Here is a 13,314-nt window from a genome sequence, read left to right as displayed (position 1 = left end):
ACTCCTTTAATTAGGGGTCTTTTTTAATACAAACAAACAAAGGGGGACATATTTTTATGTCACAGATTTTCTCTAAAGATTTAATCGGTAAAACAGAATCGGTACAAGACGAATTACTTCTTTTAAATCCGCACCAAACTCCATTGCTTGCGATGCTTGGTTTTTCTAATCCAGTAACGCAAACTGAGCACCAATGGTTCGAGGACGAAATGTTTGCATATGAAGGCAACGTTACTGACGCTGCTGCCGCCGACGCAACCGTTCTAAAAGTGTCATCCGCGGAACCATTCCGTAGTGGACACGTCATTAAACTAGGCGAAGAACTAGCGCTTGTTACTGCGGTTAATAAGACATCGAAAGAGTTAACGGTTGTCCGTGGCTACGCTAACACTACTGCGGCTGCGGTTACTGCGAATGAGAAAGTCGAAGTTCAGTTTGTGGAAGGTTCAGAAGGGGCTGACGCTAGACAAGGTCGCTACAAACCACGTAAGCGAGTGTCTAACATTACGCAAATCTTCGACGAAACTGTTGAAATCTCCGGTACTGCGGCTGCGGTTGCTAACCACGGTATCGCGGATATGTACGAATATGAAAAGCAAAAGAAGCAACTCGAACTAGCGCTTCAAATGGAAAAAGCGTTCATCGGCGGCATTCGCTATGAGAACGGCTTAGTACGTCAAATGAACGGTATCCGTAGCTTCATCAAAACTAACGTCACTGATCTTGCGGGCCAAGAGCTTTCACTAGAAGCGATCAACGACGCTGTTCAGGCGATCTACTCTAAAGGCGGCTTCAAGTCCGGTGGTCAGTACGAAATCATCGTACCTGCGAAGCAAAAGCGTATCGTCTCTAAATTCGATAAGACGTTAGTTAGACTTAACCAGGGCGAAGCAAGCCGAGGAACGGTCGTTAACTTCTTGACAACTGACTTCGGCGAGTTCCCTGTATCTATCAACGACAACTTGGCGGCTGACGAAGTTCTTATCGTAGATAAAAACCGCATCAAAATCCGTCCTTTACAGACGCGTGACATGAGCCACGAGTACCTCGGCAAGAAAGGTGACTACTTCCAGGGCATGCTTGTCGGTGAATACACGTTAGAGTTCCAACAAGAACCGGCTCACGCACGCATCAAAGGCGCTAAGTAATAACGGCCCGCACTCGCGGGCTTTACTTTTTTTGATAGAACGGAGGTAATGCGGACTTGGCAACGTTTGAATCACGCTATAAAGAATTAACGTTTTATGTAGGCGGAGCGCCTCGTAAGTTCTCGGACGGCATCTACGCGACTACAGATCCGGAAGAGATCGAGGTATTAACCGCACTCGTTGACGCTGTTTGCACGGCTAAAGACGAACCAAAAACGGAGGATAAACCGAAGCCGGCGCCAGCTAAAAAGCCCGCCCGTAAGTCCTCCGCAAAATAACAGGAGGTGAGGCGATTGGCGGCTACGGTCGAAGGTGCAAACGACTACATTAACACGTTTTTGGTAGATACCGAGGATTGGATCGACGCAGATGAAGCGAAGAAGAACCGGCTAATAAACCGAGCTTCTTCGACTTTGACGCGTGTCTTCCCTAAATACGTCATACCCGACAAAGCAGTTTACGAGTTTGTTAACGTACTAGCCATCGCATACAACGATACGAACCGGCTGAACAAGCACGGAATTTCCTCGTACTCAATCACAGGCGTCGCTGCGTTTAACTACAAAGATACGCTACGTAGTGAAGACGAGGATCTTATTCCACGCGAATCAATCAGCGCTATCGAAGACGAAAACGGCGTCCAAATCGGAGGCAAGCGCATCAGAAGGACGGTGTTGTAGATGGCGATTCTTCCTATGCGCCAAACTGTCACGGTGAAGCGCCTATCTGACGAGCGAGATGTTTGGGGAAATCCGGCCACAGAAGCCGAAGAGTTAACGCTAAAATGCCGAATCGACGAAGGCTCTACCGCGGTCAAGTCGCGCAACAACGGCGTCACTAAGTCCGAGGAAACAGTCGCATCGGCTCGTATTCTATTAGATCGCCTAGCTGACGTACGTTATACCGACCTTATCTCTTTCACGAATGAACTCGGAGAAACGATGGAAAAGAGACCGAAGGAAATCAACGTTAAGAGACATATCGGTGGCAAAGCGATTCTGACGGAGGTGCTTCTATGAGTTTTACGTTTGATGCGAGTAACTTTATTAGCGGAATCAGCGCCGCCAGTCGAGGCGCCCTCGAAGGCGCAGCACAAGCGCTTGGTGATTCGGGTGACGACCTCGCTAGGGTTGCGCAGAACATCGCGCCGATAGACAAAGGAACGTTGAGAAGTAGCGTTAAGAAAAAGTTTAAATTGACGGCGGGGAAAGCGTCGGTTGACGTCTCATTCAGAGCGGTCGAGGACGGCTTTAACTACGCAATTTGGACGCACGAAATGGATTACAAACTCGGACCTACGTCGGCAGGCGCTGGCGGAATTGACGGCTATGAGGTCGGAAACAAATACCTCGAAAGGCCCTTACGAGGAAACGCGGATAAGTACGTTCGTTGGATTGCGGATGGTGCACGTGGAGGGCTGACCTAATGCGTATAGTCGAATTAATTAACTTCATCAAGGCGAGAGTCGACGGTAACTATTACGCAAATAAGTTTTCAATAGACGGTGAGGGAGCGGAAATATCGGTCAAGTTAACGGGAGGCTTCCCGACGTCTAAGTACACCGGACTTAAGCGGCCGTCTTTCCAAATACTCGTTCGTGGCGAATCAAGGGACGGTGCGGGGGCGGAAGACAAAGCGTTCGAACTATACGATGCGCTTACGAATTTGTCCGAAGTTCAGGTCGGCGAAAGCTCAATCGTACAGATACGCTGCAATAACTCGGCGCCCTTGTATTTAGGAGACGACGAATCCGATCGTCCAATATATTCATTAAATTTCGATTGCGTAGAGCGTCCTTAGGGGCGCTTTTTATTTTGCGCAAATATAAAAGGAGGAAAATAGATGGCGGCAGGAATTAGAGGAATTAACGTTCCTATCGGTCCGGCAATCGTCGAGTATGGCGAAGGTTCCGATAAAGTTACGTTTGACATCACAAAAGGCGGAATCGTCTTTAAGGCGGAGACGTCAATTCAAGATACGACAGTCGACCAATACGGAGACACGCCAGTTAAGTCGACGATGAAAGGTCGAAACGCAGAAGTAACGGTGCCATTTGCGCTACATGATTTAGAAAGATTAGCCGCAGCGATGCCGAATAGTAAGCTCACTAAAGACAGTACCGATCCTACGAAAATGAAGTTAGAGGTTTCAGGGAAAGCCGGTTTTGATATGCTGGCCGCAGCGAAGCCCCTCGTCATTAAACCGACGGCACCAGGCACAACGCCAAACGATTATATTACGGTGCCACTTGCGGGCGCGATGTCAGACCCGGAATATACTTACAACTCAGACGATGAGCGTATCGCTAATCTGACGTTTAAAGCATACCCGGATACAGACAACGACGGTCTTTTATATGTTATGGGCGACGAATCAGCGGAATAACAACGAAAGGCATCGCTTAGCGGCGGTGTCTTTTTAATTTAGAAAGGAGGTTACGCAATGAGCTTATTTGGTATCGGAGGCACGAAAAAGGTATCAAGCGAACTTACACTCGGCGACAAAACGGTTCAAGTACCGAAGCTAACGCCGGTCAAATGGAAGGAACTATTCGAGGTGGTCGATCGTTTGCCGCATTTATTCTTTACGGTTCTAAGTACGAGCGGTCAGGACGATTTTGCAGCGACGCTAGTTGCGGCGGTTAAGTTGGCGATGGATGAAGTCGCTAAGATTGTCGCAGTTCTTTCCGGATTAGATGAAGATTACGTACTAGAAAACGTAGGTACTGACGAGATAGTCGACTTTTTAATCGCGGTCGTTGAAAAGAACCGTCTGCAATCCGTAGCAAAAAACCTACGAAGCCTTCTTCCGAAAGTAGCGGAGTAAAACAAACGGATGAAGGCGAGTACACAATCGATGACTATTTAATAGATGCGGCGGTTCTTCTCGGCGTCACACAACGGCAAATAGAAGATGACTACTACATGGTCGATATTCCGAAAATCTTACGCGCCAAAACGAAGGCTAATGCAATCGATCGTCTCTCGATGATTTCGCTACTTGTCGGGTCTGAAGGGCGCGCCATGGACGATCGCGAGTATCAACGTCTTGTGAAGGACTTACGTAAACAGGCCGGCTATGTGAATCGCGAAGAATTTGACCGTGAAAAGTTCGAGCAATTGCGGAACTTCTTTAAATAACGGAGGAAAGGAGGAAAACGAATGGCAGGTGTATCAGTAGGCGAAATCACCGCGACGCTGACACTACAATCGAACCAATTCACGGCCGGCGTAGCGCAGGCTCAAGCGCAAATGCAGCAGATGGGTAATTCGGCTAAGTCGTTAAGCTCGCAAATGGGCCTCGTTCAGAAAGCAGCCTTGGCGGTCGGCGGCGCAGTCGTGGTCGGCATCGGGGCGTCTGCAAAAGCGGCGGCGACCTTCGAGCAACAAATGAGCGCCGTCAAGGCGGTATCGGGCGCAACAGCCAGCGAGATGAAAACGTTGACCGACCTCGCAATCAAGCTAGGTGAATCGACGTCATTCAGTGCGACCGAAACGGCGCAGGCAACCGAGGAACTAGTAAAAGCCGGTGTAACGACTAAGGATATCATAAACGGCGGCCTAGCGGGCGCACTCGATCTAGCAGCGGCGGGCAACTTAAACCTCGCAGACGCAGCCGAGATTGCTAGTACGGCACTTAACGCATTCAAGGCAGACAGCTTATCGGTATCTGAAGCGGCTGACATTCTCGCAGGCGCAGCAAACGCATCGGCGACGGACGTAGGCGAAATGAAGTTCGGCTTGGCTCAGGTATCGGCGGTCGCGTCCGGAATCGGGATGTCGTTTAAAGACACGGCGACGGCGCTTGCGGTATTTGCGCAGAACGGAATCAAAGGCTCGGATGCCGGTACGTCTCTTAAAACGATGCTATCGCGGCTAGAACCACAGACGAAGCAGCAACGCGAAGAAATGATGGAACTCGGTATCATAACGTCAGACGGAACGAATAAGTTCTTCGACCAAGCCGGCTCTCTAAAAGACTTGGCGACCATATCCGGCATTCTACAGAACGCATTTAAAGGGCTAACGGATCAGCAGCGGCAGTCTTCGCTACAAACGCTATTCGGTTCGGATGCGGTGCGTGCTGGAACGGTCTTCTATAAAGAAGGCGCAAAAGGCGTTGAGGATATGGCGGCGGCCATGTCGAAAGTAACTGCGGCTGAAGTATCTAAAGTAAAGCTCGACAACTTCCTCGGATCAGTCGAAGAACTTAGCGGCGCAGTCGAGACGCTCGGTATTAAGCTCGGAAACGAGTTCTTACCGCACCTACGGAAGATAGTCGACATTGGAGCCGATTTAGTGCGGGCATTCAGTTCGATAAATCCTAGTGTAGTAGCGACTGGCTTCGCAATGGCGGGCACATCAGCGGCGATCGCTTTGACGGCATCTTCCGCGATAAAACTCGGCTTTGCATTGCGGGGCTTATTCGCAGCGATGGGGCCGGCGGGCTGGATCATAACGGGCCTTTCGGTGCTTGGCGGCTTATTAGTCGGGGTTAGTGCGGGTTATAAAGCGATGAATACGGTCAGTCTTGACGCGGCAAACGCAAAGCAGAAAGAAGTCGACGGAATCAACAAGACGATTAAAGAGTACGACGGCTTGCAGGCGAAGATGAAACTTACGAACGACGAACTATTGCGCTATTTAGACAACAAAGACGCGCTTGCTAACGAAAAAGATTCGGCGGCGATTAAAAAGCTAAACGCAGAACAAGACGGCTTACGTAAAAGTTCGGGGCTTACGAATGAGGAGTTCGACCGGTTCTTACAGTTGAACGATCAGATCATCAAGAAGTCACCGGAAACGGAAGCGGCTTTCTCGGCGCAAGGTAATGCGATCGCGAAGAATACTGAGGCGATGAAACGATTGAGTAAGGAGAAATACGAAGAGCTGCGATTGGAACTCGAAAAACAGCAGACGACCGCGGAACGAAATATGGAAGGCCAGCTTAAAAAGAAAACGCAATTACAGAAAGAGATCAACGGTATTACAGAACAACGGATTTCTAAAGAAAAAGCTGTAGCGGATCAGCTTAAGGTTGTCGAAGGCATTGAAAAAAGTATTGCTGAAGCAAAAGAAAAAGGCGATAAAGCAACGGCAAGTACGCTCGAAGTAACTCTCGCACAGGAGAAGCGCATTTTAGAAGCAAAGCAAACTGAGTTGATTAAGAGCACCGAGTCTTTACAGAAAAAACGAGCTAGCCTCGCGGAAACTCAAAAGGAACTCGGAAAATTAGATCAAGTAAAACAAAAACTGATTGAAATGGAGCTTAGGCAAGTTGGGCTCAACGCGAAGAAAGGCCAAGGTGTCGCGGTAATCGATCGTGAAATTATGAAGTTGAGAGATGCTCGTGCAAACCTAATCAACAATACGACTGAAGCGGATAAGAAGACGGCTGAGTATCGAGAATCATTGGCCGCAATTGAAAGTGAGCTATCGCAGTTAGAGCAGACGAAGAACAAAGTAATCGATATTACCGGACAAGCGAAGATAATGAACAACGAACTCGGCAAAGACCTAAGTAAATATATCACGGTATTTACTAACGACGTCACCCGTAAAACGGAACGAGCCGTTAGTCGTGGGCGAGGCAACGAAGGGACGTACCATGTCGGAGGCATCGTCGGAAAACCAGCCGGCAAGCTTCACTCGGGCGGAATGGCGTCAAAGTTTATTGATCGTCCGATGAGTCACGAAGTTGATATTCGCGCGCTACGAAATGAAATGGTCTTGACGGAAGCGCAGCAGTCGAATTTATTTCGAGTGTTAGACGCTGGTCATACGGCGCGCATTGCGTCAGCAGGTGGCCACAGTCCGCAAATGCAGGCGAATCTTTCAAACCTCGCATCTGCTATCGAGTCTCTTAAAGGACTATCGGTTGTCATGGAGGGCGAAGTTGTCGGACGTATCGTCGAGCCGCACGTAAGTAGACGGCAGATGGACGAAATAGATCGAAGTAGTTACTAGGGAGGAGGTGAGCGGTTGAGCAACGCTAGTTTTATTAAGGCGATAGCGCCGGACGCGCAGAAAATATACCGGAATTACAACATACTCGCGTCGCTAGTCATTGCGCAGGGCTGTCTAGAATCCGGCTATGGTAATTCGGGATTGGCTACGAAAGGGAAAAACCTATTCGGCGTTAAAGGGTCGTACAAAGGCGCATCTATTCGCATGTTGACGTGGGAAGTATATAACGGACGCAACGTTCAGGTCTACGCTGACTTCCGTAAGTACCCGTCATGGTACGAATCGATGCAGGATCTCGCGAAGTTATACATTAACGGAACGAGTTGGGACCCGAATCACTACAAAGCAGTCGTCGGTCAGACGAACTATCGGAAAGCAACGAAGGCGCTTGTAAGTGCCGGATATGCAACGGACCCAGCGTACGCGACGAAACTGAACAACATCATCGCGACGCATAACTTAACGAAGTATGACACGAAGAAGACAACGGATACGAGCACCGACGTTGATAAGCCAGCGAAGCCAAAGCCGGAACCGACCGTAGTTGATATAGACGAAAACTTTAATGAAGATGCATTCTCGCCGGATATTGTTTTCGGGCGATCTTCAGCGATTCCCCGTTCGGATGCAAACTTCCGTATTCAGTATCGCAATGGAACTATCATCGATATGGCGAGGGACTTATCGATTTTAGTACGAAGCCTAGTCGTTTCTGCGCCTTCTCCGAATATCACCTACGAGAATATACCGGGGAAAAACGGTTCATATCGCACAGGCAAAGATTTCGGAAATCGCCGGATTACAGCCGAATGTACGATGTACGCTGAAGACGCAGCCGACTTCTACTTGCTACGCGACGAAATATATAACGCTCTCTACCAAGAATCCGAGTTTTATCTAGTCGCAGAAGGCAATCCGAAGAAACGATGGCGCGTGGAACTAAGCGACAGTTTTGATCCGGAAAGAAGCGGAAGCGTAGCCGACTTTACTCTGACGTTCGAAAGCGCATCTCCTTACTGTGAATCGGTCGGAACGACGCAAGATCCGTTTACTTTTGACGCTAGTCTATGGCAGTTCGGCGAAAACCTAGAGGATACTATTCCGGTTTATAAACATCGATCAAAGAGCTTCCGTATTTACAATGCGGGGGCTATTCGTATTGATCCGTTAGAATTACCGTTCGTCATTTCGTATAAGGGCGCCTCATCTAAGTTAAAGATCACGAACAAAACGACAGGCGACGCGTGGCAGTATACCGGAGATTCGACGGCTAAAGAGACGATCGTATTGGACGGGGTTAAGGCACGTAAAGAAGGTGTAAGTATTTTCGGAGACACAAACCGAAAGACGATTCGTCTCGAGCCAGGCTGGAACGAATTTGTGTTGTCGGGAACGAGCGGTGCTTTCGAAATCAAATTCGATTTCCGATTCTATTATTTCTAGGAGGTGGCGCGATGGAGCTACTTATAAAAACGGTAAGAGGCGAAGTCGAGGCGCTTACCGACTACGATTGTACGGTACGGGAGACGGCCGAGAATGAAAAGTCGCTTGATGTGTCGGTTTGGAGTACGAGAAACAACGATCACTCATTCGGGTTGATCGAGAACGAAAATATACTAGTTTGTGACGGTGAAGAGTACGTCATCAAGAAGACGCGTCCAGTAACGGCTAACGATACGATAAAGATCGAGGCATCCGGTGTCTATAAGCCGTTAATCGACCTCGCCGACAATTACGTTTATAGCAAATCCGGCAAGAAAAAGAAGATGACTATTGACGACATGATTGCGATCGCCCTCGAAGGGTCCGGCTATTCATACGACATATCACCGGAAGGCCTTGACGCTACGTTTGAGCTCGAAGATTTCGGCGATGGTTTCTCTAACGATTTATTGCGAGATATCCTCGATAAGTACAAAGCGGAATATACCATCGAGGGGAAAAAGGTAGTCATTGCGAAAGAATTGGCGCGAGACACAGACTATCAGATTCGATATAAATTCAATTCACGCGATGAATCGGTTGAGATCGATACGAGTTCGTTAAAGACGTACATCCGCGGCTATGGAAAACAGAACGACAAGACGAAGGCGTACGCGGTCGAACTTGAGTACACGAGCCCGTTAGCGGAAATCTACGGAATCAAGCACGCCGCACCTATACGCGATGACTCATATACCGACAAGAATGCCGACGAATTAGAGCTTCGACTGCAAGAAGAACTAACGGATACGATCGAGCTATCTTTGACGCTGACATATACGGAGCTACGACATTTCGGCGTCCAAGACATCCGCAAAGGCGACTACGTATGGTGCATGATCGATCCGTTCGGAATCAACAAGCGGATTAAAGTTGTCGGAGTTGAACGCTATTCAGATCCGAATAAGTCCCCAGTTTACACATTCGGAAAGCTGAAACGCGATATTAAAACGGACATGAAAAACTTTCGGAAGACTGAGAAGCGCGTATCCAAGTTGATTGATGCGTCCGGAAAAGTAAAAGGGACATCGGTAGGTTCCGGAATACGTATCGGAAGCGATGCGAACTTTGACGACGGTTATGACCCGACAACTATTCCGAAATACGGACCGGCGACGGCGGTTTCCAATGGATTGATGACGTCGAGCGATTTTCAGAAGCTACAAAGCATCGTAGTTGGTCCGGATGGTAAGCCGCAAGTAGACATGGCGAGCCCATCAAAGGCCGGTTTAATGTCATCGGCAGATTTTATAAAACTATCGAAGATCATCGTTAGTTCTTCCGGAGCCAACGTTGATCTAAATAAATTAGTAACGGACCTGACGGCGCTGACTGCGAGAGTAGCCGCGCTAGAATCAAAATAAAGGAGGCACTAAATGGCTAACGTATTTTTAAAGCGAATCGCATCGGCGTGGGATCGCATTGCTCGTAATAACTTGAACGATAACTTCGATAGTATCGAGCAAGGCTTTACGAAAGCGGCCGCCGAGCTAAACGCCCATAAAAACGCATCGCCCGCACACAAGTCCGAGCAAATTCAGCACGGGCTTTTTACGGCTGCTAATCGCCTAGATAACTTAAACGCTCGCTTTGCGAATCTAGTCGTTAACCACGACGGTGAAGACGTCAAAGAAGTCGTCGATCTGCGGGTAGCACTCGATGCATCAACGCATCCTACGGCGAAAGATAGATTCGACTATGACTTCGCGAAGCTGATGAAAAAGATCGAAGACATGGCGGTATTTGTTTCGTTGCGTCCGTACTTAGAGAAATACGGAAACTTCGATGACGCGATGCAAGCGGCACTGGACCTTTCGAAGTCAACGCCCATTACGCTTGTGGTTCCGCCTGGGAACTATACGCAAACACGTACGCTTCGTATCTTCAGAAACACGCGACTTATCGTTCAAGGTGGCGCAGTCATTAAACGGAACTTCGTCGGGTCAATGTTGGTCAACGGACTTGAAACGGATAATTTCAGCGGCTATAACGGGCACGGAAACATCGTGATTGAAGGTGGAGGAACCTTCGATAGTAACGGCGCGGTAATCAAGCAGCAGTGCTCCGTATTCGGATTTGCGCACGCTGACGGAATTATCATTCGAGATATTACCGTACTGGACGTCGTGGGTGGTCACGCATTTGACTGCGCCGGCAACCAAAACGTACTGATTGAGAACGTGAAATTCAAGGGCTACGCAGACTACGTAGGAGATCGTTGGTTCTCGGCTGCGATTCAGATCGATCTGATGCGATCTTCAGCAAACTTCGGCGCATTCGGTTCGTATGACCAAACCGTCACAAGAAACGTTATTATACGCGGAAACTACTTCGGGCGATCGAGCAAGCTCGGAGGATGGGCACGGGCGGTCGACTCACATACGAGTACGGACGGCGTTTGGTATTCGGTCATCCGTATTTTAGATAACGTCATCGAGGACACGACAGAATACGCAATCAGCGGAAACAAGTGGTACGACACGCGGATCAGTGGTAATAAAATAAACAACTGCGCTTCGGGAATCCGGATTCTGCTGCCGTCCGTAACGTCTCAATATACGCAGGATGCAAACGGAAATCCGACTGGACGCGTGAACAAAACGAAGCACCACATTATCACCGAAAATACATTCACGAACATCACGAAGAATCACGCGATTCAAGTATACGGGCGGAAAGGCTATCAGACGATCGACGATATTGTTATCGCCAACAACGTCATTGATAACGTAGTAGAACGGCACGGTATCCACGTATCTGATGTCTATAACTATGCGATCACAAGCAACGTTCTTGACGGAACGGGGCATCATGGGATTTTAATTACGCGGAGCATGTACGGATCCGTAACCGAAAATGTCTTGCGAGGTATTAAAGGTAACGGCGTTAGGATTGAAGAGGGCGGATGCCATAACGTCACCGTCGCAAATAACATTTTGAAAGAAGTCGGCTTTTCCGGAATCTCAGTATCAGGAGACTCGAGAAGGGTGCGCGTCTTTTTTAATACGCTCGTAGATGTTGGCTCACGAACGACTGAAAGCGACGGTTATGACGGTATCATTTTCTTGACCGGCGTTGAACGATCTATGTGCGCATTTAATGACGTAACTGGTACGGCCATGCGCCACGGAATCTATTTAACGAATACTTGCTCGCAGATATCCTCGTACGGAAACTACGTAAAGGGTGCCGGATCTGACGACAGTTATAACGATAACAGTATCGACCCAATTACTTCGACTGCGAACGTTATTTAAAGGGAGGAAAACGGATGTTAGCAAAAGATGGCGCTTTGTCTTTCGACGTCAATGCGCAAACAAAGCGGCCTATCAATGCCGCCATACAATTTAGCACGCAAGATATTAACACGGCGCGCCTGTCCTTTAAACTCACGAAAGATGGCGTGCCGCTACCGTTGTCTGCGGTCGTAGGTAAGTTAGTTCTGTCGATGGCAGATGGGAGCCGTTTTATCCGCGCGATCACACTAGTGGATAAGCCGGAGGGCCTTGCAGAATACGTTTTAGCTGCGGACGAGATCCGACATTATGGCGTAGTGAAAGCCGAGCTACTTCTTTACTACACGAACGGCCAGGCGCTTTCGATTCATAAGTTCGGCTTCAACATCGAGCAATCGCTCATCGATCAAAACATCGTACCGGTTGCGGAATATTACATCGACGACTTCGAAACTCTACGTGAACAAATTAATGATCTTTATGACGATGTAGTTGCGACCGTTGCGGAAATCGAAGCTAAATTCGAAGACCTGGACAACGTAGAAACGAAAGAGGGCGCACAGGAAAAAGTAGACGCCCATGCGAGTAATGCAGACGTCCATGTGACGTCACAAAAGAAGGCGGAATGGGACGCCAAAGAGACGCCGACCGGGGCGCAAGCTAAAGTAACCACCCACGCAAACGACACAGTAAAACACGTAACTAACGAAGAGCGGTCGACATGGAACTCGAAGGAAACTACGTCAGGGGCGCAGGAGAAAGTAAATGCACACGAAGCGAAGACGTCAATTCACGTTACAGAAGTCGAAAAAAATAAATGGAACTCGGCGCAGCTAGCGAAGCTCACGTCAGATAACGGGCGGGTTCTTTATAGAGGTAGCGCAGAAGTTACCGATTACAACACAATAACTCAAACAGGCATGTATTTGATATACAATGCGGGCGTTAATGGTCCGCCGTCTTTTAATCTCGTATTTATGCTCGTTATGAGCTACGGAAATACCTTAACACAAGTGGCTTACGAATCATCTAAGGGCAAACAGGCGTATTTCAGATTCCGAAAAAATGATGCCGAAACTTGGACGGCTTGGGAACGAATGCTGACGTCCTCCGACCTCGATGTAGTATGGAACCTACCGACACTACAGCCTGGCTGGAAGCAATACGCGCCAGCAGACGGCAGTATTCATACAGTTAGATTTAGTAAAGATGCTGCGGGAGTTGTCGAGATAAAAGGCGCTGTTTACGGTGGTACACTAGGTCTCGATACGCCAGTCTTTACTTTGCCTGCGGGATATCGTCCAATGCAGTCAGAGAATTTCATCGGAGTTGCGTCAAGCGTCGGAACGCCTGGTGTGCCGCAGATACACAGAACCCTTATCGGTACAGATGGTCGTGTATGTATACAGTCCAGTTCAAACACATCAAACCCTGTGGAATTTTTATCGTTTGGTTTCTGTTTTAGAACTAGGTAAGGAGGTA

The 13,314-nt window shown here is 48.5% G+C and carries 14 protein-coding genes; all 14 read left to right on the top strand.

Annotated elements, in window-relative coordinates; all coding sequences use genetic code 11:
- Positions 1-56: 56 nt before the first annotated feature.
- The 14 genes from C6W18_RS05285 to C6W18_RS05220 all read left to right on the top strand — a co-directional run bounded on the left by C6W18_RS05285 (position 57) and on the right by C6W18_RS05220 (position 13,307).
- Positions 57-1,148, top strand: a complete 1,092-nt coding sequence (locus C6W18_RS05285; RefSeq protein WP_105926458.1) for an SU10 major capsid protein — start codon at positions 57-59, stop codon at positions 1,146-1,148.
- A 56-nt stretch (positions 1,149-1,204) separates the two neighbouring features.
- Positions 1,205-1,426, top strand: a complete 222-nt coding sequence (locus tag C6W18_RS05280) for a hypothetical protein (RefSeq protein ID WP_105926456.1) — start codon at positions 1,205-1,207, stop codon at positions 1,424-1,426.
- 15 nt (positions 1,427-1,441) lie between these two features.
- A complete protein-coding gene (locus C6W18_RS05275) occupies positions 1,442-1,828 on the top strand; it encodes a hypothetical protein (protein WP_105926454.1) in 387 nt (128 codons plus the stop codon).
- Positions 1,829-2,167, top strand: a complete 339-nt coding sequence (locus C6W18_RS05270) for a hypothetical protein (protein WP_105926451.1) — start codon at positions 1,829-1,831, stop codon at positions 2,165-2,167. It abuts the gene before it with no gap.
- The gene (locus tag C6W18_RS05265; RefSeq protein ID WP_047204055.1) at positions 2,164-2,574 is read left to right on the top strand and encodes an HK97 gp10 family phage protein; all 411 of its coding nucleotides are present in this window, start codon (positions 2,164-2,166) and stop codon (positions 2,572-2,574) included. Before C6W18_RS05270 ends, C6W18_RS05265 begins: the two co-directional genes overlap by 4 nt.
- Complete coding sequence (locus C6W18_RS20260; protein ID WP_105926449.1) at positions 2,574-2,948, top strand: minor capsid protein; 375 nt, start codon at positions 2,574-2,576, stop codon at positions 2,946-2,948. The genes C6W18_RS05265 and C6W18_RS20260 overlap by 1 nt, the downstream gene beginning before the upstream one ends.
- Positions 2,949-2,990: 42 nt before the next feature.
- A complete protein-coding gene (locus C6W18_RS05255) occupies positions 2,991-3,533 on the top strand; it encodes a hypothetical protein (RefSeq protein ID WP_105926448.1) in 543 nt (180 codons plus the stop codon).
- Between the two features lie 57 nt (positions 3,534-3,590).
- Positions 3,591-3,974, top strand: coding sequence for a hypothetical protein (locus tag C6W18_RS05250; RefSeq protein WP_105926445.1), 384 nt, complete (start codon positions 3,591-3,593; stop codon positions 3,972-3,974).
- Positions 3,975-4,072: 98 nt separating this feature from the next.
- Positions 4,073-4,288, top strand: coding sequence for a hypothetical protein (locus tag C6W18_RS05245; RefSeq protein WP_105926443.1), 216 nt, complete (start codon positions 4,073-4,075; stop codon positions 4,286-4,288).
- A 21-nt stretch (positions 4,289-4,309) separates the two neighbouring features.
- Entirely contained in the window at positions 4,310-7,114 is a 2,805-nt protein-coding gene (locus tag C6W18_RS05240; protein WP_105926441.1) for a phage tail tape measure protein, read from the top strand.
- A gap of 15 nt (positions 7,115-7,129) precedes the next feature.
- Positions 7,130-8,557 (top strand): glucosaminidase domain-containing protein, encoded by a 1,428-nt coding sequence (locus tag C6W18_RS05235; protein WP_105926439.1) that lies wholly within the window; start codon positions 7,130-7,132, stop codon positions 8,555-8,557.
- A gap of 11 nt (positions 8,558-8,568) precedes the next feature.
- Positions 8,569-9,960, top strand: a complete 1,392-nt coding sequence (locus C6W18_RS05230) for a phage tail protein (RefSeq protein ID WP_105926437.1) — start codon at positions 8,569-8,571, stop codon at positions 9,958-9,960.
- 12 nt (positions 9,961-9,972) lie between these two features.
- On the top strand, positions 9,973-11,853 hold the full coding sequence (locus tag C6W18_RS05225; protein ID WP_105926435.1) for a right-handed parallel beta-helix repeat-containing protein: 1,881 nt from the start codon (positions 9,973-9,975) through the stop codon (positions 11,851-11,853).
- Positions 11,854-11,867: 14 nt separating this feature from the next.
- Positions 11,868-13,307 carry a BppU family phage baseplate upper protein gene (locus tag C6W18_RS05220; protein ID WP_105926433.1) on the top strand — a complete coding sequence of 480 codons (1,440 nt, stop codon included), beginning with the start codon at positions 11,868-11,870 and terminating at the stop codon, positions 13,305-13,307.
- Positions 13,308-13,314 lie beyond the last annotated feature (7 nt).

The organism is Bacillus sp. LLTC93 (assembly GCF_002993125.1).
GTDB classification, from domain to species: Bacteria; Bacillota; Bacilli; order Bacillales; family Bacillaceae; genus Bacillus; species Bacillus zhangzhouensis.
Note: the sequence above shows the minus strand (reverse complement) of the source record. Positions and strands in the feature narration are given on the sequence as shown.

What these genes read in the sequence shown, in the direction of transcription:
- C6W18_RS05265 (WP_047204055.1), top strand. Translation starts at nt 2,164, where the DNA reads ATGAGTTTTACGTTTGATGCGAGTAACTTTATTAGCGGAATCAGCGCC.
- C6W18_RS05245 (WP_105926443.1), top strand. Translation starts at nt 4,073, where the DNA reads ATGGTCGATATTCCGAAAATCTTACGCGCCAAAACGAAGGCTAATGCA.
- C6W18_RS20260 (WP_105926449.1), top strand. Translation starts at nt 2,574, where the DNA reads ATGCGTATAGTCGAATTAATTAACTTCATCAAGGCGAGAGTCGACGGT.
- C6W18_RS05285 (WP_105926458.1), top strand. Translation starts at nt 57, where the DNA reads ATGTCACAGATTTTCTCTAAAGATTTAATCGGTAAAACAGAATCGGTA.
- C6W18_RS05225 (WP_105926435.1), top strand. Translation starts at nt 9,973, where the DNA reads ATGGCTAACGTATTTTTAAAGCGAATCGCATCGGCGTGGGATCGCATT.
- C6W18_RS05255 (WP_105926448.1), top strand. Translation starts at nt 2,991, where the DNA reads ATGGCGGCAGGAATTAGAGGAATTAACGTTCCTATCGGTCCGGCAATC.
- C6W18_RS05270 (WP_105926451.1), top strand. Translation starts at nt 1,829, where the DNA reads ATGGCGATTCTTCCTATGCGCCAAACTGTCACGGTGAAGCGCCTATCT.
- C6W18_RS05230 (WP_105926437.1), top strand. Translation starts at nt 8,569, where the DNA reads ATGGAGCTACTTATAAAAACGGTAAGAGGCGAAGTCGAGGCGCTTACC.
- C6W18_RS05250 (WP_105926445.1), top strand. Translation starts at nt 3,591, where the DNA reads ATGAGCTTATTTGGTATCGGAGGCACGAAAAAGGTATCAAGCGAACTT.
- C6W18_RS05220 (WP_105926433.1), top strand. Translation starts at nt 11,868, where the DNA reads ATGTTAGCAAAAGATGGCGCTTTGTCTTTCGACGTCAATGCGCAAACA.
- C6W18_RS05240 (WP_105926441.1), top strand. Translation starts at nt 4,310, where the DNA reads ATGGCAGGTGTATCAGTAGGCGAAATCACCGCGACGCTGACACTACAA.